Source organism: Streptomyces flaveolus (assembly GCF_044765825.1).
GTDB lineage: Bacteria > Actinomycetota > Actinomycetes > Streptomycetales > Streptomycetaceae > Streptomyces > Streptomyces flaveolus.
This window is the reverse complement of sequence record NZ_JBIWKU010000002.1, coordinates 370905-391686: the sequence shown is the minus strand read 5'-3', so window position 1 is coordinate 391686 and position 20782 is coordinate 370905. Positions and strand designations below refer to the sequence as shown.

Here is a 20782-nt window from a genome sequence, read left to right as displayed (position 1 = left end):
GGGGAGAACGCACATGGCCTCGGAAGTCCTCTGGTACATCATCCCGCGCGAGGGTGCCTACCCCTGGGAGCCTGAGGGGCGGCGCCCGGTCGACCTCGCCTACCTGCAACAGCTCGCCGGCACCGTGGAACGGCTCGGCTTCAGTGGGGCGCTGCTCGCGACCGACCTGTACGACGTATGGCCGCTGGGCAGTGCCCTCGCCGCCGCCACCAGCCCCCGCTTCCAGCCGCTGCTGGCCGTCCACCCCGGTCTGATCGCCCCGACCCTGCTCGCCAAGATGGCGCTCACCTTCGACACCCTCTTCGGCCCCCGCCTGCGCTTCAACGTCGTCAACGGCTCGACGAAGACGCTGCGCGAGTACGGCCTGGACGTAGAACACGACGAGCGCTACGAACTGAGCGCCGAGTACTGGTCGATCGTCAAACGGCTCACCGCCGGCGAGGTCTTCGACCACAAGGGCCGTTTCTACGACCTGAAGAACGCCGGCGGCTCCTTCGGCGACCTCGGGCCCGCGCGGCGCCCGCACGTCCCGCTGTGGTTCGGCGGCTCCTCCGCGCCGGGCATCGAGATGGCCGCCGAGCATGTCGACGTCTACCTCACCTGGGGCGAGCCGCCACACCTGCTGAAGGAGAAGCTGGACCGGGTGCGCGAACGCGCGGCGGCCCACGGCCGCACTCTGCGCATCGGCCTGCGACTGCACCTGATCGTCCGCGACACGGAGGACGAGGCGTGGGCGGCGGCCGACCGGCTGCTCGACGTCACCAGCGAGGCGACGTACGCCCGGCAGCTCGGCGACCGCGCCGGGGAGGACGGCGTCGGCTGGCAGCGGCAGTTCCGCCAGCATGGCGGCCGGGTACCGGCCGTGGCTCGTGAGCTGGAGGTCTACCCGAACCTGTGGCCGGGCATGAGCCTGTTCCGGCCCGGCCCCGGCACCGCGGTGGTCGGTTCCACCGCCCAGGTGGTGCAGCGCCTCAAGGAGTACGAGGACCTGGGCGTTGACACCTTCATCCTGTCGGCCAACCCGCTGCTGGAGGAGGCGTACCGCGTGGCGGAGACGGTCCTGCCTGCGTTGGGCGCCCGCGCCTGATCCGGACTGCGGCGCGCGGTCCGGCTGGGGGCCGGCCCGGGCGCCAAGGTCGCGTCCGCGGGCCGCCGATGTCCGAGGTGGCGTGGGCGGCCCGGCTCCCCGGACTGCACCAGAAGGGCGAGGCACCGCGCCGCCACCAGTGCGGGCAGCGGATCCCCAACGGGGAGGGTGAGCGCCAGGACCGCGAAGAAGGAGGCAAGGCGAAGCCGCCACGCAGGAAGACACGGGCGGCGGGTGCACCGATCAGCGGTACGGCTCGTCCGGTGTGCACGTGGCGAGCGTCACCGTAGACGGTCCGGTAGCTCCCGGCACCGACTTCGACCCTGACGACATCGCCGAGCACTACTGGCAGTTGCACGTCCAGCAACCGCACCTGTGGGACCGTGAGGTGCTGCACGCCGGTCGTTCACCTGACCGGGTTCGGCCCATGGAGCGGAGGCCGTGCGCCGAGGCGGGCGCCGACGACGCCGGCGGTGCCCGGCAACCCATCTCGGACACCCTGGCTCAGGTGCCGGAGAGATAGGCCGACGCGACTTCGAGCATCAGCCCGAGACGGTTTTGGCGCGCCGACGGGCGGGTTCCGCCGGCGGATCGTCGGGCGGCGGAGCCGGCGGTCAACCAGCTCGGGCGGCAGGACTGGGTCGGTGGCGAGCCCGCACAGGATGTGATGCACAGAGACATCCTGCGACTCGAACTCCGCAGCGGTATGGGCGCTGCGGTTCCGTCAGCGTCTGTCCTTCTCTTCCGTCACCCTGCGGAGCAGAGGCCGTCATCGGGACAGAACACCACCCCCGTGTAGTTGTAGCCGGTGCGAATGGTCACGGGATTCGGCGAGGGGGCGAAGTTGACGTAGGACCCTGAGTCGGGTGTGGCGGTGAAGGTGACCGTCGTTCCGACCTCGAAGCTTGCGGTACAGGCGCCAGTGGGCTGCGGCTGCGGTTGGTTGGACGTATAGGGGTCCCACGCCGACTGGTGGCAGTTGATCCCGGCGGGTTGGCTGGTGATGGTGCCGCCGCCCCAGCCGTCGCTGACATACGCGGAGAGCTGAGCGGTGGACTGAGCCTGAGCCGGGGCGACCGAAGCAATCGCCGCGGCCGTGACGAGGGCGGTGACAACTCCCGTTGCGCGCCGGACGGTGCACCTCTTCCTCATGGGAGGCTCCTCCGATCGAACCATGTCGACCCCCTGGCACCAGGTTATTCGCCCCCTCGGCCAGACGCGACGGGAGCGGTGTCCCGTCTTGGAGACCTTGAACCCGCTGCAGGGACTTGATCGAGTCCTGGGCGTTCGATGACGACGCCCCTGTCCCTGCGTCCATCGAGACAGGATCGTGGCCTGCTCACGCGCGCTGGAGGGCCGACCGTTGAGACAGCGGTCCATGCGGCGACAGCCCACTGAGGGCGCTCGTAGGATGCCTGGATGCCCAAGCCCTTACGGATGCGCCGCCGCACGTGGATCGCCGCGTGGGTCGTGCTGTGTGCGGCCGGTATCGCTGCCACCGCCGCCCTGAACGCCTCCCCGGCGCCTGATGCGCAGCCAGAGAAGCGTGAGAAGCCCGTCAGCGCCGAGTGCGCCGAGTACATCGCGGACATCGAAAGGCAGCTGGCCAAGGCCAAGCAGGACGGTAACGACGACGGCGGCGTGCTGGCCTTCTCACGAAACCGGGTCGGCGCGGACGGCTGCAGCGACGAGATCCGCGATCACTTCGGCGGACACCGGTGAGCCGCCGTACGGGGCTCGCCGCGATGGCGGGGCTGATCTGCGTCGGTGCCGTGGCGGTCATTGCCGTGGCCGCCGCGCCGGAACAGGAGCCGCGGCCCACACCGCCGAGGGTGTACTCCTCCTGCCTGGCGGCCGACACCAAGCCGGTGCCTGCGGGCGCCGATCCGTGCGACGCCCGCTGAAGAGCCACTGGGTCGACCGTCAGCTGGTTGCTGCCGAGATCCGGACGCCGTCGGTACTGGCGACACTGAAACGAGCCGGGGCCTGGGGCCGGCGCTGCCGGAGCCGCTGCAATGCCCGTACCTGACCCGACCCGTCGATCCAGCGGGCGTCGGTGAGCCCGCGCCTGTGCGGCGCTCCCGGCGCGGCACCTCTCGGCCCAGGGAAGGCGTCGGTTCGTCTCGGGCAAGCGGCGGCAGAACACTCACAAGTGCACTGTCGCTTCCGACAGCGGAGGCCGACCGCTGTGGGTCGGCTCCCACTGGCCAGGCAGGATGTCGGGCCGTTGAAACGAGCCGTTCACCACACGTGGGCGTTCCAGGAAACAAGTGGTCCCTACCGTGTCCGCTCATGGATCCGGCTGTCGTAGACGCAGCCCCGAGTGCCCCACCGCCCGTCCCACCCGCACCCGAAGGGCTGACCATGAACATCACCCAGTCACCCCAGACAGCCTCCGGCCCCACCCCCATATCCACCCAGGCGACCAAGGAGACCCTGGAGGACTACACTCTCCGCTTCGCGCCGCGCAGTTACCGCCGCTGGACCCCCATGGTCGTGGCCACGACGGCGCTCGGGGGCATCGCCTACATGGCGGACTTCTCCATCGGCGCCGGCATCGGTCTGGCGCACGGCACCGGCAACGCGCTCGTGGCGATCGCCGTCGCCGCCGTCGTCATCTTCGTCACCGGCTTCCCGCTGGCGTACTACGGCGCCCGTTACAACATCGACCTGGACCTGATCACCCGCGGTTCCGGCTTCGGCTACTACGGCTCGGTGCTGACCAGCGTCATCTTCGCCAGCTTCACTTTCATCTTCTTCGCCCTGGAAGGCTCGATCATGGCGCAGGGGCTGAAGCTGGGCCTCGGACTGCCGCTGTGGCTGGGGTACCTGGTCTCCACGCTGATGGTGATCCCGCTGGTCATCTACGGCATGAAGGCGCTCAGCAAGCTCCAGGTGTGGACGACGCCGATCTGGCTGGTGCTGATGGTCGCTCCGCTGGTCTACCTCATCGCCACCGACCCCGGAACGGTCGACCGCTTCCTCTCCTACGCCGGTACGGACGGCACCGGCGGCGTCAACACGGCCTCCGTACTGCTCGGCGCGGGCGTGTGTCTGTCGCTGATCGCGCAGATCGGCGAGCAGATCGACTACTTGCGCTTCATGCCGCCCAAGACCGAGGCCAACAAGCGCACGTGGTGGACCGCAGTGGTCATGGCAGGCCCGGGCTGGGTGGTGCTCGGCGCGCTGAAGCAGGCCATCGGTGTCTTCCTCGCCGTGTACATCCTCGCCGAGGTCGGTCCGGAGGCCGCACCCGAGCCCATCCAGCAGTTTCGCAGCGCCTTCGACGCGATGATGCCGTCCTGGATCGTGCTTCCGCTGGCCGTCGCCCTCGTCGTGATCAGCCAGATCAAGATCAACGTGACGAACGCCTACTCCGGCTCGCTGGCATGGACCAACTCCTTCACCCGGGTCACCAAGCGCTACCCCGGCCGCATGGTGTTCGTCCTGGTCAACCTGGGTTTCGCGCTGGCACTGATGGAGGCCGACATGTTCAGCTTCCTCAACAGCATCCTCGGCTTCTACTCCAATTGCGCCATCGCGTGGGTCGTCACCGTGGCGACCGACATCGGAGTCAACAAGTACCTGCTCAAGCTCTCGCCGCTGCAGCCCGAGTTCCGCCGCGGCATGCTCTACGCCGCCAACCCGGTGGGTGTCGTGTCCTTCGTCGCCGCCTCCGGTCTGTCGATCGCCCTGTACTTCCACGCCCTCGGCGACACTCTGCAGCCGTACTCCCCGGTCGCGGCGGCCCTCATCGCCTTCGTTCTCACCCCGCTGATGGCCATCGTCACCAAGGGAAAGTACTACCTGCGCCGCACCACCGACGGCATCGACGAGCCGCTCCTCGACGCAGACGGCAACCCGAGCGCGACGACGTACGACTGCCATGTCTGCCACCAGCCCTACGAGCGCCCCGACCTGGCGGCCTGTCAGACGCACGACGCCGTCGTCTGCTCCCTGTGCCTGAGCACGGACAAGGTCGGCGACCACGTGCTGCCGGCACAGCCGTCGGTGGTCTGAACCCGAAGCCCGGGAGGGCGACGCGCTGCGCCCGGCAGAGCTCGACGCGGACGACTCTGGATCCTGCGGGGCCGGTGAGCGAGGCCGACAGCTCCCGGCCGATCACCGGCACGGCGACGCCGATGGGCCACAGCCCCAACTCCGTCCCGTACGCGAAAGTGTTGCTACGTCCTCGGTTGCCGAACCGGACCTCTCATCCCGGATCGCGAGCCGGGACAGCGGTGGGAGCTCGCTCAATCACCCGCACGGCACTGCGAACGTTGCTTGTTGCGGCACCGGCTCCCGGGAGGGTGAGCCGTCGGGCGGGCAGCGGTGTGCCTCGGAGGCGGGGCGGCCTCCGAGGCACGGTGCTCACGACGGTCGGATCGTGGGCGGAGTGGTTACGGTACGAGTTTCAGCAGCCGGTTGGGTGAGCCCGAGCCGGGGCTGGTGACCTTGCCGGTCGTCGCCCCGTTCACGAGGGCCGTGGCGACCTGCGCGGGTGTGGCGGAGGCGTGGCTGGCCAGATAGACCGCGGCGGCGCCGGCGACGTGCGGGGTCGCCATGGAGGTGCCGGAGATCGTGTTGGTCGCGGTGTCGCCCGTGTTCCAGCCGGCCGTGATGGAGGACCCCGGGGCGAAGATGTCCAGCACGGAACCGTAGTTGGAGTAACTGGCCCGGGCGTCGGTGCTGGTAGTGGCGCCGACGGTGAGGGCCTCGGTGACCCGGGCCGGGGAGTACGAGGAGGCGTTGGCGTTGCTGTTGCCGGCGGCGACCGCGTAGGTGACGCCGCTCGCGATGGAAGTGCGCACGGCCGCGTCCAGTGTGGCGGAGGCGCCGCCGCCGAGGGACAGGTTGGCGACGGAGGGGCCGGAGTGGTTCCGGGTCACCCAGTCGATGCCGGCGATGACTCCGGCGGTCGTACCGGATCCGTTGTTGTCCAGCACCCGCACGGCGACGATCTTCGCCTTCTTGGCCACGCCGTAGGTGGAGCCGGCGATGGTGGTGGCCACATGCGTTCCGTGGCCGTTGCCGTCCGCGGCGTCGGTGTCGCCGTCGACGGCGTCGTAACCGTAGGCGGCACGGCCACTGATCTGCTGGTGTGTGATGCGTACGCCGGTGTCGATGAGGTAGGCCGTCACACCGCTGCCGGCGCTGTCCGGGTAGGTGTAGGTGCGGGACAGCGGCAGGGAGGTCTGGTCGATGCGGTCGAGGCCCCACGGCGCGCTGGACTGCGTGGTGTCGGTGACGCTGACCCGCTGGTTCTGCTCGACGGCCGCCACCGCCGGGTCGGCGGCCAGGCGCTTGGCCTCCGTCGCGGAGAGCGTGGCGGTGTAGCCGTTCAGCGCGCTGCCGAACGTCCTGTTCACGCTGCCGCCGTACTCCTCGACCAGACTCTTGCCCGTGGTCGAGGAGGCCTTGAACCCGGCGTCCTTCCGCAGTGTCACGATGTAGCTGTCTCGGACTGCCGTGGGCGAGCCGGCACCGATCACCTCGCCCTCGGCGGGAGCGGCCTGGGCGGGGACGGCGGCAAGGCCGCCGGCCAAGGTGGTCGCCACGACAGCGGCGATCCCGGCGAACCGTATTCTCTTGCTACGCGGTTGTGCCATTACGAGGGATTCCTCCTCTTGGCGGCGCGCACGGGTGGGGCGCGCGTCTGTGGGGGCAGGTGCGCTTGATCGCGCACCCCTGCCGGGCGGGGCGTGGCGTTCCGCTCCGGGCTGCGATCAAGAGTTGCCGAGGATCGGTAGTGCCATCAAGGGAGTTGACGAAGCATCAACATGTTTGCCATGCGCACGACATGACAACGGACGTGGCGTCGGATCGAACGGTGCGCGAGAGAGAGGGCTACTCGCGGGTACGCCGGTATGTCATGAACCGTTGAGCAAGGACAGGTTGTTCTTGCTCTTCCTGGTTGTCGCCCTGCTCCTGCTGGGCATCCTTGTCGGCGCGGCCGTGTACCCGCCGTGGCCTGACGCCGTGGTGCTCGGGGCGACACAACCGCTCGCACCGCAAAGGCCGTGCCGCGTCGAGCACGCCTTCGCCCGCATGAAGGGCTGGGAGATCTTCCGCGACTGCCGCCTCAATGCACCACGCGATGCGCGGCATCGTGCACTTCCGTAATACCGCCCTTGCTGGATGACCTGAGGTGCCGGACGCCGGGCTGGCTGACTCAGCTCTTCGACCATTGCGGGACAGCCTTTAGGCGTCTTTCGCCTCAGCCGCCTCATGGAAGGTGGCGATCGCTTCACCGTTGGACTTCGCCCATTCGGTGAGCTTTGTGATGGGCTCCTCCAGAGTTCGCCCGAGCTCGGTCAAGCTGTATTCCACTCGTGGTGGCGCTTCGGCGTACACGTGCCGCTCGATGAGCCCGTGGTCCTGGAGGCGGCGCAGCGTTTGCGTCAGTACTTTGCGTGAGACGCCTCCGATCAACTGGACCAACTCGCCGTGCCGCAGGGGACCGTCGCTCAGCGCGAAGAGCGTGACCACGGCCCATTTGCTGGCAATGATCTCGATGGCCAGGCGTGCGGGGCAGTCGGCGAGGAAGACGGTTCCGGGGCGGAGACTCATGAGCCGAAGGGTACCTTTGGGTACCTATCGGCTGCCTAGTGTCGAAGGCATGCAGCGCACCACTCCGAAGGGTGCCGAGGTTGAGCTCGGCGTCTTCTCCCTCACCGAGACAGTGCCGGGTGACAGCGGCGCGCAACGAGTCCGCGACATCGTGGAAGTCGGTGTCTTCGCCGACCGAGCGGGGCTCGACGTGTCCGGCGTCGGTGAACACCACACACCCCGGTTCGCGGTCTCCTCGCCGGCCATCGTCCTGGCTGCCACCGCCGCCAACACCTCGTCCCTCACCCGGACCGGTGCCGTCTCGGTCCTGGCGTGCTCGACCCCGTCCGTCTCTACCAGGACTTCGCTCCGCGCTCGGGCTTGGGGTGGCCAGTCACTTCTCGGTCGGTGCGGCCTCGCAGGGAGCACGCAAGACCTTCTACCCCTACTACCGCGCGTATTTCGCTCAGGGCCGCGGCGCTTGCCTCGACCGCTCGACTTTCGAGGCGATGGCCGGTCCTGACGGCGCCCTCTTGGTCAGCAGCACCCGGGAGATCATCGCAAGCCGGGTCCCTGGGACGCGTGTCACGCCTGCTGTGCATCGACGCGTTCGTGCTGGCGTCCGGCGAGAACGCCGTCGATGTCCTGCGGATCACGCGGGCCTTGTTCGACGCTGCCGCCGAGCGTGCTCAGCCCTGGCGCGTTCGCCGTGGCGGGGTCGCCAACAGCGAGCCGTCTCGTATCCACGAGCTGGAGACGGGTGACGCCGCCCTCATGACCAAGCCCGTGGAGCACAACCACCTGCTGCTCGAGAACGCCTGACCGCGAAGCGGGGCACGGCCGACGCATCTGGTGTGCAACTACTCTGTCCCGTCGAACAATTGAGGTACTGCCATGTTCATCGCCTGTGTCATCGTCTCTTCGCTCATGTCGGTGGTGCTCGTGGCCTCGGCCGGTGCCAAATTCACCCGGCCGAAGCGGCTTGTCGACCAGATGTCCACGCTTGGCCTGTCCTACGGCATGTTGCCGTTCCTGTGCGTCGCTCAGATCGCCGGCGCGGGGGGTCTCATCATGGGACTCTGGTGGGGGCTCATCGGTATCGCCGCTGCCGTCGGCTTGACGCTCTACTTCATCGGCGCGGTCGCCGCACACCTGCGTGTCAGTGACTACAAGGGCGCGCCCCCGGCGGCCGTCCTCACGGGTGTCGCCACCGTGCTCATCGTGTTGCGGGTCGCAGCCCTCTGATCGTCCGCCGTTCCGTGAGCGGGAGTGGAGAGCCTCGGTACCGACGTGACCTGCCCGAGCGGTTGGAGCCGCGATCAACGGGGCGGCAAATCGTGGACATCATCATCGGTCTTCAGCGGTCCGGTTCCTCCCCGCCGAGCCGCTGATGCCTGCGGGCGGTCACGCCGACGGCGACCCAGGCGGCAAAGAGGACGGTGGCGGCGACGATGCCCGCGACGGTGTCGGTGTAGACGAGTGCGAGCAGGGCCGTGATCAGCGTGATCGTCCCGGCCGAGGACGTGGCGGAGGAGTCGGCGCGCAGGACGATGCGCAGGAAACGTGAGTGTGAGGCGTCGCTCATAGCGTATCCATTCTGCGGACAGGCCCTGTCGTGATCAACCGGGTTTGTAGAAGGCTGCCGATCCAGATGGCCGCTGTGCGGAGGTGGGATCCGGCGAGGTAGCTGTCGGGGGTCTTGTCGTAGCGGGTGGCGATGCCCCGCCATGCCTTCAGTTTGTTGATCAGGCGCTCGACGGCATTGCGCCCCTTGTAGAGCTCGGCGTCATACGTGACGGGCCGACCGCGCCGGCGGCCCCTCTTCTTCCGGTTGGCTGCCTGGTCCCCCTTCTCCGGAATCACTGCCCTGCACGTCTGGCCGGGTGCGGGGACGCCCGACCGGGACGCGGACGGTCACCTGGTCGAGCAACGGGAATGAACTGGGGGCTGTCCATCCCCGCTGAAGGGCCTCGGGCCGGACGACTACGAGGCGCGCGTCACGGGCATCGTGCGGTGCGCGGCGAGGAACGGCCCGGTGGTGCTGGTCGGGCACAGCCTGGATGGCGTATCGGTCAGCCGTGTCGGCAACGCTGTCTCGCACCTGCTTCACCACATCTGCTACATGGCGGCCTTCTGTCCCAGCCGTATCCTGCCCACAGCGGACGCCTGCACGGCGGCACCCGAGAACGCTGACGCCGTCAGCCCGGTCGAGCTGACGGTGGGTGACCCGGACCGGCTCGGGGTGCTGCGGCTGAACTTCCGGACAGGTGACAGCCGTGAACTGGCCCTGCTGAAGGAGATGATCTGCACGGACTGCCCCGACGGCGACTTCCGCCGGATACTGGCCGGCATGCAGACCGACGAGCCCATCGCCGCTTGTGCGGGCCGAGCCGCCGGCCGAACCGACAGCTGGGGACGCATTCCCCGCACCTACCTGCGCTTCGGTAAAGACCGGACGATCGCCACCGCTCTCCAGGACAGGATGATCGCGGAGGCCGACGCGCTCACACTCGGCAACCGCTTCCGCGTGCACAACTTTCCCGAGGCGTCGCACGTAGGCCCTCTGGATCCCGCCTCCGTCACAGAAGTCCTGGACACACTCGCGGCGTAGGCGCAGCGTGGTCGACCCGGTTGCGGCGCAGGCGATCGGGCCGAACCGTGACGACGACGATCCTGCCGCTCCTGACGCGCTGATGTCCATGCCGGGATCGTGCAGCCCTGGCTGGCTGCCACGGGCGGGTCTCCTCGGCGCGCGGTCCGCAAGCGCGGAAGATGCCCCGTGTCACCATCTGCTGTAACAACGGTCACACGAACTCGCCATCATAGAGACACCGTTCTCCGGGAAGGGCGGTATCCAGCCGTTGCGGGTCCGCCTCTCTGGCCTCCTGCTGCTCCTGGAGCTCAACCACTGGCCGAAGCGGTCACTCGCGCCCCCTTCGTGCGCCGCCGCCACCCTGGTTTCGTCTGAATCACAGTGTGCGAAAGGCGAGGCCCGGAAGTGCGGAGCACACTGTGGAGCGCGCGGTCCGGTGTGCGTGTTCCATGCATCGACCGTACCCGACGCCGCCCGACGGTCGCTTCGCCGACCGCACCCCTGAGGAAGGAAGTGCACCATGGAACGCCGTACTCGCAGAAGCATATGCGTCGCCCTGTCAGCAGCTCTGCTGTCCTGTCCGCTGTGGGCCACTGCGGCTTCGGCTGCGCCGCCCATCACATGCGTGGGCAGCCAAGTCACCACGTACAGCCCGGGGCTGAAGGAGTTCGTACCGCAGACGGTCACCTACACGTCGACGGGCTCCTACGGCTCGTGCCTGGTCAACGACGGTGTCACCTCCGTGACTTACCAGGAGGGCAGTACGGTCCCGAACGCCACGTGCGTCACCTTCCCCAGCACCGCGACGGCCACTCTGGTCTGGCGACTCGCCAACGGCACGAGTCAGCAGTCCACCGTGCAAGTCACCGGCATCGACATCAGCGCAGCCGGCACCACTCAGGTATACACGTCGGCAGGGACGGTCTTGACCGGCCGCTACGCGGGCCACCTGGTGAACGTCACCGTCGCCATCGTCCCGGACCTCTCCAACCCCACACCGTGCCTGACCACCGCCGGGCTGACCGACCTGGACGGTCTCAGCACGCTGACCATCGTGTGACCGCGGAAAGCCGACAGCAGCATCACGGTGCAGACACCAGTGCCCCTGTCACGCAAGGTCAGTCGCATCATATTCCGAACCTTAGACACTTGAGTCACGACATAGGGGCCTTTGCGTTTGCCGCAGACCGAAAGCGGAAGGCGAAAGGTATGGAGAATCGATCAGGCACGGCACCTGTCAGTGCCGATTCCCTTTCCGCTCACGACGTTCTGACCACCACCCACTCGGTGCGCAGGCGGCTCGACTGAGACCGGCCCGTGGCGCGGGACGCGGTGCAGCGGGCGCTGGAAGTGGCGCTGCAGGCGCCCAACGGTTCCAACGACCAACTGTGGCACTGGATCGTGGTCACGGACCCGGACGTGCGAGCGGCCCTGGCCGACTGCTATCGCCGTGCCGCCCGTCCCTACCTGGAGGCGATGCGGGAACAGGCCGGCGACGACCCGGCGCGCAAGCGGGTCTGGGAGAGTTCCCGTCACCTCGCCGACCACCTGCACCGGGCTCCGCTGCTCGTCGTTCCGTGCATGGAGTCCGGGCCAGGCGACTTCGTGCAGCGCTTTGTGGCCCTCGGCTTCGACGAACCCGCCGAGCACGTCGCGCACTCCGTCTACTACGGCTCTGTCTGGCCGGCGATGTGGAGCCTGATGATGGCCCTGCGCCTGGAGGACCTGGCATGTGCCGTGACCGTGCTACACCTCGACCGAGAGGAGGAGGCCGCGCGAGTACTGGCCCTGCCCCCCGGTGTACGCCAGGCGGGCCTGCTGGCCGTGGGGCACTACCACGGCCGAGGCTTCCGGCGTGCTCCGCGTCGTCCCCTCCACCAGGTGCTTCATCACGACCACTGGTGAAGCACGCCCCAGCCGCCCGCCCTCGCCCCAGCGTGACTTGGAACCGGAAAGAATCATGGTTGACCCGTCCAACGAACCCGAACGCCCGGCCGACCTCCCCGTCGGTGTCGACGGTGCCTTCGCCAGCGCCCGGCGCGTCGTGCTCCGGGAGGTCGAAGCCGTCCTGTCGCAGGCCGCCGAGCAGGAGGTGAGGGCCCTGATCGATGCCATCGAGGCGGCTGACCGCGTCTTCGTCCTCGGCATGGGGCGCTCGAAGATGGCCGTCGACGCATTCGCCACGCGCCTGATGCACATGGGGCTGACCGCTCACATTGCCGCCGACGCCACCACCCCGGCGATCACCGCCGGAGATCTGCTGATCGCCTGCAGCGGTTCCGGCGAGACCTCCGTCGTGGTCACCCTGGCACGCGCCGCCACTCGCGCCGGCGCACGTGTCGCCGCGGTCACCGGCGATGCGGACAGCACGCTCGCCCAGGGAGCCGACCTCGTCGTGCGGCTGAGCGAGTACGGCCAGAACTACCAGCCCTCGGCCTCCTCCCAGTTCGTCGGCACGCTCTTCGAGCAGGGCGCCTTCCTCTTCTTCGACTGCCTGGTGCTGGTGATGGAAGGCAGCCAACGCCTCGACGTCCGGGCGATGTTCGCACGCCACACCAATCTCGAATGATGACGAGGAACCACATGCAGACCTCGACGCCACCACTGAGCCAGTACCAAGATGAACCTGGGCCTGCGAGACACCATGGAATGGCTCGACAAGATCGTCCTGCCGCACGCCCCGGCACTCGCGCGAGTCTCCTTCTTCGCCTGCCTTCCGCACCCGCTGCTGCCCCTGGCCCAGCAGCGTCTGCGGGGTACCGGTCTTCACGTCGCGGCGCAGAACTGCTGGCCCGACAGGGGGGCGTTCACCGGAGAGGTCAGCGCCGACCTGTTGGCGGAGACCGGCTGTACGCACGTGATGCTCGGGCACGCAGAACGCCGACGCCTCTTCCACGAGGACGACGCGCTGATAGGCCGAAAGGCAGTCGCCGCTGCCCGGGCGGGGCTCGTTCCCCTGCTCTGCGTGGGTGAGGACCGCCGCCTCGGCACACAGGACGCGAGCCGGCACGTGGCCCGCCAGGCCGCGGCTCTCGCTGGCCTGCCGGCCGATCGACGGGCCCTGGTGCTCTACGAACCCGCATGGGCCATCGGCAGCGACGAGGGGGCTTCCCCGGAACACGCTGCGGAAATACTCCGTACCCTGCGCAGCGAACTCGGTGACGAACGGATCGGCTACCTGTACGGCGGTGCCGTGCTGCCCGGCGTCTACACCGCGCTGCGCCGAGCGGCGCCGTGGGACGGAGTCGCCCTCGGACGAGCCGCCCAGGACAGTGCACTGCTGGCCGAAGTCCTGGACGAACTCCTGACCGGCGGATCTCAGTGAGGCGCGGGGGCGGGCACGGCCAGCGGGGACGTCGCGTCGGGCAGGAAGTAGACCGCGTGCAGAACGAGAGGAACCTCAGCCGGATTCACCCCCACATGGGCCTGCTCCGGGCCCTGCGGCTCCACGAAACAGGAGCCCGCCCCCACCGTGTCGGTGCTCCCGTCGGCGAACGTGTGGGTGAGGGTGCCTTCGGCAACAACCACGAGAACGGGGTCCACATGATAGTGCCAACCGGTGCTCCCGCCCGGTGGCACGACGGTTCGGCTGATGGTGACGTGCGTGGCATCCAGTGGAATGCCACGAAGGGAACCGGCCACGGCGGCTCGTGCGAGGTCGACCGTGACCGGCTCGGGTCCATCGCGGTCCGGAGGCAGCAGGGGAAAGTCGTTCTCCATCTCGGCTCCTTCTGGTGCCGCATGGTTCGGCCGCAGGACGTCTTTCGGTCCCTACAGTAAGGGAGATTCGTTCATATGACACGCCGTCGCCGTCGGACACCGAGCGGTCCCCACGACGAGGTACAACAGCCGCTCACGGTAGCCGAGTTGCTCGTGTGCGGACTCCGCGCACTCGGCGTACGTCATGTCTTCGGCGTACCCGGAGGCCCCCTCCTGCCCCTGTACGAGGCTGTGGACCGCCTTCCGGGCATACGCATGGTGCTGGCCAGGCACGAGGAAGGTGCCGGTTTCATGGCCGAGGGGACCGCACAGGCGACCGGCTGCCCGGGCGTGGTGTGCACCACCGCAGGACCCGGAGCCCTCCACGCGCTGACGGCCGCGGCGAGTGCGACCAGCGACGGAGTGCCCATGCTGGTCATCTCGGCCCAGACCGAATCGTCGCTGGCCGGCCGGGGAAGCCTGCAGGACAGCAGCGGCGGGAACTGGTCCGTCGACACCGTCTCCGCTTTTCGCTCGGCCACCAAACTCTCAGCACTCCTGCACCACCCTGACCAGACCCCCAGGCTGCTCGCCCACGCGATGCGAACCGCACGGGCGGGGCGCCCGGGCGCCGTGCACCTCTCGGTACCGACCGACTTCCTGCCGAGGGCCGTGTCGACCGGAGCGGGAAGCTGCATCCGGGCCCTGGAACGCTTGCGCTCGCCTTCGGCGGCAGAGCCGGCCCAAAGTGCCGTCAGGCAGATGACCGACCTGTTGGGGGCAGCGGGGAACGGGGTGATCCTGGCCGGCCAGGGGGCCAAGCTGGCGCGCGCCACGACGCCGCTGATCCGGTTGGCCGAATCGCTGGGCTGGCCCGTCGCGACCACGATCAAAGGCAAGAGCGTCTTCCCGGAGGATCATCCGCTGTCCGCGGGTGTCTTCGGCTTCGCCGGCTCTCCCCGCGCCCACGAACTCGTACTGAACCCTGAGGTCGACACGCTTCTCGTGCTGGGCAGCGCGCTGGGGGAACTGTCCACCGGCAACTGGCAGACCGGACTGACCGAGGGCAGGCGTGTGTGCCGAGTCGACATCGACCCGCTGCGCATGGACGCGGGCTTCCCGGCGGATGTCGAGGTGGTCGGCGATGCCGCGGCAACCCTGCACGCTGTGCTGGAGGAGTTGGGCGCCGCCGCCCCACTGGCCGGTCGTCGGCCGGAAGAGCCGTCTGGGCGGCCTGAGCCGGGCGAACCGGCTGCGGGAGAAGGCGGTCTGCCCGCCTCGGCCGTCGTCGCGTCGATGAGCAGGTCACTGCCGGCCGACACCCTGCTCTTCGTCGACAACGGCAACTGTCTGAGCTGGATGGGCCGGTGGTACGTCAGTCGGCCTCCCGGCGCCGTGCATGTCTCGCTGAACGTCGGCTCCATGGGCTACAGCGCGGGCGCTGCCATCGGCGGGGCGCTCGCCTGCGACGGTCGCCCCGTCGTGGCGCTCACCGGCGACGCGGCCTACGCGATGAGCGGGATGGAGACCCACACGGCTGCCGAGGAACGGCTGTCGGTGATCTGGGTCGTCCTGAACAACGGCGGCAACGCCATGGTCCGCAATGTTCAGGACGGCGTGTTCGGCCACTCCCACGGGGCCATGTTCCGCACCCCGATGGACGCGGCCACGATCGGCCGCGGTCTTGGCGCACACGGCGTCGTGGCCCGTACCCTTCCAGAGTTCGAGGATGCGCTGACGGCTGCCCTGACCGCCACGGATCGCCCGACGGTCATCGACGTGCGCGTCGACCCGTCGGAGGTCCCCTGGGCCCTGAAGGGCAGGATCGCCGCGCTGCGGGGCGGTGCCTGAAGGGCGCCGGGGACGCCGTGCGGTTCCGCGGGCCGCGCGCAGATCGCCACGGCCAGGGCGAGCGGCAGCGCCCGTAGACACATCCCGGCCTTCCAGCTGGACCGGCCGGGCCACACCGACCTGCTGAGCATCGTCTTCGTCTCCGTGCTCAGCGTGTTCGTGTCCTTCGTACGCAGCCGCCGCGACGCCCAGCTGGATCTGGAGCGCACCGCCGCCGAGGCCGCCCGGCGCGCCGTCGCCCCCCCCGCTGCCCGAGCGGGTCGGGACAGTGCGCTGTGTGGGCCTGAACCGGGTGGTGATGGGCGACGTGCAGGGGCACGTACTGGTTGCGGTCGCGACGGTCGCCTCGCCGCTGGGGGCGTTCCGGGAGGCGGTGCTCGACGAGCCGGACCTGGTGTCGGTCTCCGCCCGGCTCGACCGCAGGCTGTTAGGGCGCCCGGGAAGACAGGCCACGCGGCAGCCCGCGTCGCGGGCTACGGTCGGCGGCAGAGCCCCGACCGAGGCCGACCGATCCACTACCACCCGCACGGTTCCGTGTCTGGCCTGCAGCTTCGTAAACGGTTCCCGCAACCGCGGTTCACTGTTCGGCAGCGGTTTGTCGAACACTCGCTTGCCCGCCGGGGTGATAGCCGTGCCGTGATGTTCACCCTTGCCGACGTCCAGGCCGAGGTAGACATCGATCTCGCCCTCGTGGTGCACAAGCCCTCCCCAGCAGACCCTTCCCAGCCTCCGCTGCGGCATCGGCGTGCCGGCATCCACGTGACGAAGGCCTGCTTCACCTCGACGAGCAGGTGAGCGGTCATGCCCCTGATCAGCGGTCTGCCAATGCCTCCCGGTCCGGTGACACCACTTTTTCGACCGTGATCGACAAGGGGCTCAAGTCATACCGGACCGGAGACCGGCAACCCCGTTGCGGGGCCACGAAGAAGGTAACGGGGCGGCACCAGCAGGGCGAACCGGACGATCACGCCCTCGGTCGAGCCCGAGGCGGACTGACAGGGCGACTGCCCGGACCTCGCGGCCGGAGCAGCGATGTACGTTCCTCCCGGCCCCGGCCCCGGCCCCGGCCCCGGCCCCGGCCCCGGCCCCGGCCCCGGCCCCGGCCCCGGCCCCGGCCCCGGCCTTCCTGTCCTGCTCCTGGGACTCACCGCCCTTGCGGCAGGAGGGGGCTTGTGGTTCATCGGCCGCAAGTTCGTAGGCTGAACTCCCGCCAGTCGCCATCTACTCGTTCAGCCCTCTTGTACAGAGATCGCACCGAACGAGCGGATGGGTGTCTACGGTGCGTGCCCGGTATCTGGGGGCAAAGCGCGTGAACCGCTTCTACGCCGAACGGCACACACCGACTCCTCATGGCCCTGGCCGGTTACTGCGGTTCCGCCGCGTGAAGATAGAGTGAGCAAGATCGGGAAAACCGAAGTCCGATTTTCATGGGGTGGGGAAATGCCGAAGCACCGGATATCCAGAAAGGGCCGCTACATCGCCCTGGCGACGACCGGCGTCGTCGTCGTGGCCGGCGCCGGGACAGTGGCGCAGACCTCGATGGCCGCCACCGCGTGGCCGGCGCAGAAGACCTACACCGGCCGGGCGTTCGACGCCTGCACGGCACCTTCGCTCACCGCGATGAAGGCGTGGAAGAAGGACGCCTACTACGGCGGCGTCGCCGTCTACATCGGCGGCAAGAACCGCGGCTGCGCCCAGCCCAACCTCACCAAGTCCTGGGTGAAGTCGGTCGACACCCTCGGCTGGCGGGTCATCCCCCTGTACGTCGGCGCCCAACCGCCCTGCCAGAAGAGCCTCAACAAGGAGAGGTTCACCGCGGCCACCGCGGCCTCGGTCGGGGTCGCCAACGCCAACGACGCGATCGCCAAGGCCTCGGCCCTCGGGATGAAGGCCGGCAGCCCGATCTACCTCAACATGGAGTCGTACGACATCGCCGACAAGGCCTGCAACGACGCCACCCTCACCTACGTGCGCTCCTTCACCAAGACCTTGCGCGCCAAGACTTACCGCGCCGGCCTCTACGGCTTCAGCAGCTCCAGCGCCAAGGCGATCGCCACCGCCAAGAACCGCACCGACCTGCCGGGCAACCTCTGGTACGCCCTGTGGAACGGCCAGGAGACCACCACCAAGGACTGGCCCTGGGACCCGAAGCTGTACACCGACCACAGTCGCGGCCACCAGTACAAGGCCAACAGCAAGGAGACTCGCGGGGGTCACACCATCACCGTCGACCGCAACGCCTGGGACGCCCCGGTCGCCATCATCGGCTGACCGGCTCGTCGTGAACGGTGCAGCATAGCCTTCTGGAGGGCCAGGGCCACGTGCCGGTCCCTGCCCTGAGGTTGGGGTTTGCGGTGGGCAGGCCCGGCATCACCGAGGCGTCGATGACGTACAGGTCCTCGACGCAGTCCCGTGAGTTCGGCGCGCTCGGGGTCGTCACCTTCGCCTGGGCGGAAGAACTCCGCATTGGCTGGCTCCTGGCTCGTCACCGATCCGCCGAAGGCCCATGTCCCGAGTCCGCCGGGCCTCACTGTTCGAAGGCGCTGAGCGTGGGGTCGTAGTCGGGGGCGCCGATGTCGAACATCGGGGTCATCCAGTGGTAGAAGTTGTCGCCGCGTTCCCGCAGCAGGTCGTACATGCGGCGCATCAGGTGGCGCCGCACGGGGGTGAGCTCCGGGTGGGGGTAGCGGTTGGTCAGCTCGTGGGGGTCGGTGTCGAGGTCGTAGAGCTCGTTGACCGACTCCGGGTTGACGACGAGCTTGTAGCGGTCGTCGCGGAGCATTCTCTGTGGGTAGGGGAAGTGGTGGCCGTGGAACTCGGCCAGCAACTCGTTCGGCCAGTCGGGGTGTTCGCCGCGGACCAGGGGTAGCAGGCTGCGGCTGTCGGTGGCCGGTGAGGGGTCGCAGCCGGCCAGGTCGAGGATGGTGGCGGTGCAGTCGGTGAGGCTGACGAATTCCCGTCTCACCTGCGGTTGTTGCCCCGGTACCCGGAGGATCCCGGGGATGCGGTAGATGTCCTCGTACATGGCCGGCCCCTTGTCGTGCAGCCGGTGGGCGCCGGTGAACTCGCCGTGGTCGGCGGTGAAGAAGACCGACGTGTCGGAGTCCAGGCCGAGTTCGTCGAGGCGGGTGAGGATACGGCCGATCTGTTCGTCGACGAGGCTGACGTAGCCCCAGTAGACGGCGATGAGTTTGCGGGTGACCTCGATCGGCATGGTGTCGAACGTCCAGTGCGCGCTGTAGTTGCGCTGGACCGGCGGTTTGCCCTCGAAGGTCTCGGCGATCGACGGGGGCAGGTCGACGAGGGCGGGGTCGTAGCGGTCGTAGTAGGCGTCCGGCAGAAGATAGGGCAGGTGCGGGCCGAAGAAGTGGGTGGCCAGGTAGAAGGGGCGGCCGTCGGCGGCGTACTTGTCCAGCTGCTCGATGGCGCGGGTGGCGAGGTAGTACTCGAAGGTGGCCTCGACGGGCTGCTGGAGCCTGGCGGCGAGCAGGTTGCCCGGGTTGCCGTTGGGCGTGGTGCCGCGTACGAGGTCAGTGATCCGGTACGGCGGCAGGCCGCGTTCCTCCAGGTAGGCGAGGTAGTCCGGGTGGTCGACGGGGTTGTGCCAGCCCGGCAGGTCGGGGCCGTCGAAGCCGTAGGACGCGGCGTTGCGGTGGGTGCCGACGTGCCACTTGCCGACCAGGCCGAGCTGGTAGTCCTGCTCGGCCAGCGCGGTGGGGAAGGTGAAGGCGTCCTCGCGAAGGTCCTCCAGGTAGCCGACGTTGCGTTCGTAGTTGGCCAGCAGGCGGTGGCGGAAGGGGGCCTGCCCGGTGAGCAGGCTGGCGCGGGCCGGCGTGCAGATGGCGGTGGGGGTGTAGAAGCGGTCGAAGCGTGTGCCGGTGGCGGCGAGGCGGTCCAGGTTCGGCGTGTCCACGTGCGGGTTGCCGTAACAGCCCAGGGTGTCGACGCGGTGCTGGTCGGTCATCAGGAAGAGGATGTTCACGCGGCCGCCTCGGTGTAGACGTCGGCCGCGTAGAACGAGTCGGCCTCGGGGGCCTTGTCCAGCTGGCCGGTGCTGACGAAGAAGTCGCTCATGCCGTCCAGCCATCCGGCGATCGTGCCGTCCTTCGTCTTGGCGACGAGGTCTGCGGTGGTGAGCGTACGGACGTGGCTCGCGTCGGCCTTGACGATGGCCGCGGGCACCTTCAGCAGCTTCGCCGCGGCGTTGATCGACTCCTCGGGATGCGCGGCCCGCCAGTCGTTGGCCTCCTGGAGGACCCGGACGACCTTCACCTCGGTCGCGCGGTCCACCTTGTTCCCGGCGACGAACGCCGTCGGGAAGTTGCCGCCGATCTTCTCGGTGCTCGCGACCTCGACCAGGTCCGGCACCTTCTTCCTGATGGTGTCGATGAGCGGGTAGAAGATGCCGGCGCCGTCGATCTGTCCGGAGGAGAAGGCGGAGACGACCGTGGGAGGATCCATGGCGACCTTCTCGATGTCGTCCATGGTCATGCCCGCCTCGCGCAGGGCGAGGTTGAGGATCATCTCGCCCGAGGTGCCCTCGGGGACGCCGACCTTCTTGCCCCTCAGGTCGGCAATGGAGGAGATGCCGGGCCGGGCGATGACGTGGTCGGCGTAGGTGAGGGTGTTGACGGCCACGATCTTCGATCTGCCGGACGCCGGCAGCCACATGGCGCCGGGGCCGATGTAGCCGTAGTCGAGGTCGCCGCTGCCGAGCGCCTGGATCTGGATGGGGCCGTTGACGAACGCCTTGTACGAGGCGGAGACCCCGTGCTTCTTCCACAGTCCCTGCTGGTCGGCGATGGCCAGCAGGCTGGCGCCGTTGAAGTCGGCGATGTAGCCGAAGCGGACGGAGCCGCCACTACCGGCGTCGCCGTCCGCGGAGGAGCAGGCGGACACGGTGAGTCCCAGAGTGGTCGCGGAGAGTGCGGTCAGAAAACCGCGACGAGACATGCTCATGACATGACCTTTCGGAGGAGTCGAGTCGTCAGGGGAGGCGGCGC

General features: G+C 68.8%; 20 protein-coding genes and 5 pseudogenes. 16 read left to right on the top strand and 9 right to left on the bottom strand.

Annotated features, from left to right (window positions below):
- Positions 1-13 precede the first annotated feature (13 nt).
- Positions 14-1087 (top strand): LLM class flavin-dependent oxidoreductase, encoded by a 1074-nt coding sequence (locus ACIRG6_RS07055; RefSeq protein WP_403321345.1) that lies wholly within the window; start codon positions 14-16, stop codon positions 1085-1087.
- Positions 1088-1834: 747 nt separating this feature from the next.
- On the opposite strand, the gene ACIRG6_RS07050 is transcribed toward ACIRG6_RS07055, so the two are convergent.
- The gene (locus tag ACIRG6_RS07050; protein ID WP_403321343.1) at positions 1835-2239 is read right to left on the bottom strand and encodes a hypothetical protein; all 405 of its coding nucleotides are present in this window, start codon (positions 2237-2239) and stop codon (positions 1835-1837) included.
- A 267-nt stretch (positions 2240-2506) separates the two neighbouring features.
- Between ACIRG6_RS07050 and ACIRG6_RS07045 the strand changes: the two genes are divergently transcribed.
- The 3 genes from ACIRG6_RS07045 (at position 2507) to ACIRG6_RS07035 (ending at position 5107) form a co-directional block, all read left to right on the top strand.
- Entirely contained in the window at positions 2507-2809 is a 303-nt protein-coding gene (locus tag ACIRG6_RS07045; protein ID WP_403321341.1) for a hypothetical protein, read from the top strand.
- Complete coding sequence (locus ACIRG6_RS07040; protein WP_364682587.1) at positions 2806-2991, top strand: hypothetical protein; 186 nt, start codon at positions 2806-2808, stop codon at positions 2989-2991. The genes ACIRG6_RS07045 and ACIRG6_RS07040 overlap by 4 nt, the downstream gene beginning before the upstream one ends.
- Positions 2992-3451: 460 nt before the next feature.
- A complete protein-coding gene (locus tag ACIRG6_RS07035) occupies positions 3452-5107 on the top strand; it encodes a purine-cytosine permease family protein (RefSeq protein WP_403321338.1) in 1656 nt (551 codons plus the stop codon).
- 380 nt (positions 5108-5487) lie between these two features.
- On the opposite strand, the gene ACIRG6_RS07030 is transcribed toward ACIRG6_RS07035, so the two are convergent.
- The gene (locus tag ACIRG6_RS07030; RefSeq protein ID WP_403321335.1) at positions 5488-6696 is read right to left on the bottom strand and encodes a S8 family peptidase; all 1209 of its coding nucleotides are present in this window, start codon (positions 6694-6696) and stop codon (positions 5488-5490) included.
- A 386-nt stretch (positions 6697-7082) separates the two neighbouring features.
- Between ACIRG6_RS07030 and ACIRG6_RS07025 the strand changes: the two are divergent.
- Positions 7083-7229, top strand: a pseudogene (locus ACIRG6_RS07025) (IS5/IS1182 family transposase); the annotation flags it as partial.
- Positions 7230-7288: 59 nt separating this feature from the next.
- Here the strand turns inward: ACIRG6_RS07025 and ACIRG6_RS07020 are convergent.
- Positions 7289-7657: a winged helix-turn-helix transcriptional regulator gene (locus ACIRG6_RS07020; RefSeq protein WP_318216682.1), complete on the bottom strand. Its 369-nt coding sequence runs from the start codon at positions 7655-7657 to the stop codon at positions 7289-7291.
- Between ACIRG6_RS07020 and ACIRG6_RS07015 the strand changes: the two genes are divergently transcribed.
- The 3 genes from ACIRG6_RS07015 to ACIRG6_RS07005 all read left to right on the top strand — a co-directional run bounded on the left by ACIRG6_RS07015 (position 7593) and on the right by ACIRG6_RS07005 (position 8881).
- A complete protein-coding gene (locus ACIRG6_RS07015) occupies positions 7593-8159 on the top strand; it encodes an LLM class flavin-dependent oxidoreductase (protein ID WP_403321333.1) in 567 nt (188 codons plus the stop codon). The two genes, ACIRG6_RS07020 and ACIRG6_RS07015, sit on opposite strands and share 65 nt — an antisense overlap.
- Positions 8160-8218: 59 nt before the next feature.
- Entirely contained in the window at positions 8219-8458 is a 240-nt protein-coding gene (locus ACIRG6_RS07010) for a hypothetical protein (RefSeq protein WP_403321331.1), read from the top strand.
- 72 nt (positions 8459-8530) lie between these two features.
- Positions 8531-8881, top strand: a complete 351-nt coding sequence (locus ACIRG6_RS07005) for a DoxX family protein (protein WP_403321329.1) — start codon at positions 8531-8533, stop codon at positions 8879-8881.
- Positions 8882-8993: 112 nt separating this feature from the next.
- Here the strand turns inward: ACIRG6_RS07005 and ACIRG6_RS07000 are convergent, their stop codons facing one another.
- Positions 8994-9221 (bottom strand): hypothetical protein, encoded by a 228-nt coding sequence (locus ACIRG6_RS07000; protein ID WP_364682577.1) that lies wholly within the window; start codon positions 9219-9221, stop codon positions 8994-8996.
- Positions 9218-9505 (bottom strand): annotated as a pseudogene (locus ACIRG6_RS06995) (hypothetical protein); the annotation flags it as partial. The gene ACIRG6_RS07000 and the pseudogene ACIRG6_RS06995, both read right to left, overlap by 4 nt.
- An 82-nt stretch (positions 9506-9587) precedes the next feature.
- Between ACIRG6_RS06995 and ACIRG6_RS06990 the strand changes: the two are divergent.
- From ACIRG6_RS06990 to ACIRG6_RS06970, 5 genes and pseudogenes are all read left to right on the top strand, one after another.
- Positions 9588-10247 (top strand): annotated as a pseudogene (locus ACIRG6_RS06990) (alpha/beta fold hydrolase); the annotation flags it as partial.
- Positions 10248-10854: 607 nt separating this feature from the next.
- Positions 10855-11289 (top strand): hypothetical protein, encoded by a 435-nt coding sequence (locus tag ACIRG6_RS06985; protein ID WP_403321326.1) that lies wholly within the window; start codon positions 10855-10857, stop codon positions 11287-11289.
- A 257-nt stretch (positions 11290-11546) separates the two neighbouring features.
- Entirely contained in the window at positions 11547-12134 is a 588-nt protein-coding gene (locus ACIRG6_RS06980) for a nitroreductase family protein (protein ID WP_403321324.1), read from the top strand.
- Positions 12135-12189: 55 nt separating this feature from the next.
- Positions 12190-12798, top strand: coding sequence for a 6-phospho-3-hexuloisomerase (gene hxlB, locus ACIRG6_RS06975; protein WP_403321322.1), 609 nt, complete (start codon positions 12190-12192; stop codon positions 12796-12798).
- Positions 12799-12849: 51 nt separating this feature from the next.
- Positions 12850-13554, top strand: a complete 705-nt coding sequence (locus ACIRG6_RS06970) for a triose-phosphate isomerase (RefSeq protein ID WP_403321320.1) — start codon at positions 12850-12852, stop codon at positions 13552-13554.
- Here ACIRG6_RS06970 and ACIRG6_RS06965 read toward each other — a convergent pair.
- Positions 13548-13949: a cupin domain-containing protein gene (locus ACIRG6_RS06965; RefSeq protein ID WP_403321317.1), complete on the bottom strand. Its 402-nt coding sequence runs from the start codon at positions 13947-13949 to the stop codon at positions 13548-13550. The genes ACIRG6_RS06970 and ACIRG6_RS06965 overlap by 7 nt on opposite strands.
- Before the next feature lie 75 nt (positions 13950-14024).
- Between ACIRG6_RS06965 and ACIRG6_RS06960 the strand changes: the two genes are divergently transcribed.
- Together ACIRG6_RS06960 and ACIRG6_RS06955 are read left to right on the top strand one after the other, a co-directional pair.
- On the top strand, positions 14025-15779 hold the full coding sequence (locus ACIRG6_RS06960) for a thiamine pyrophosphate-binding protein (protein ID WP_364822717.1): 1755 nt from the start codon (positions 14025-14027) through the stop codon (positions 15777-15779).
- A 78-nt stretch (positions 15780-15857) separates the two neighbouring features.
- A pseudogene (locus ACIRG6_RS06955) lies at positions 15858-16209 on the top strand (serine/threonine-protein phosphatase); the annotation flags it as partial.
- 5 nt (positions 16210-16214) lie between these two features.
- Here ACIRG6_RS06955 and ACIRG6_RS06950 read toward each other — a convergent pair.
- Positions 16215-16520, bottom strand: a pseudogene (locus tag ACIRG6_RS06950) (IS110 family transposase); the annotation flags it as partial.
- A gap of 699 nt (positions 16521-17219) precedes the next feature.
- Between ACIRG6_RS06950 and ACIRG6_RS06945 the strand changes: the two are divergent.
- On the top strand, positions 17220-18050 hold the full coding sequence (locus tag ACIRG6_RS06945; protein ID WP_403321314.1) for a glycoside hydrolase domain-containing protein: 831 nt from the start codon (positions 17220-17222) through the stop codon (positions 18048-18050).
- A gap of 256 nt (positions 18051-18306) precedes the next feature.
- Here ACIRG6_RS06945 and ACIRG6_RS06940 read toward each other — a convergent pair whose 3' ends face one another.
- Together ACIRG6_RS06940 and ACIRG6_RS06935 are read right to left on the bottom strand one after the other, a co-directional pair.
- Positions 18307-19761 (bottom strand): sulfatase-like hydrolase/transferase, encoded by a 1455-nt coding sequence (locus ACIRG6_RS06940; RefSeq protein WP_364682561.1) that lies wholly within the window; start codon positions 19759-19761, stop codon positions 18307-18309.
- On the bottom strand, positions 19758-20738 hold the full coding sequence (locus ACIRG6_RS06935) for an aliphatic sulfonate ABC transporter substrate-binding protein (protein WP_403321311.1): 981 nt from the start codon (positions 20736-20738) through the stop codon (positions 19758-19760). Before ACIRG6_RS06935 ends, ACIRG6_RS06940 begins: the two co-directional genes overlap by 4 nt.
- Positions 20739-20782 lie beyond the last annotated feature (44 nt).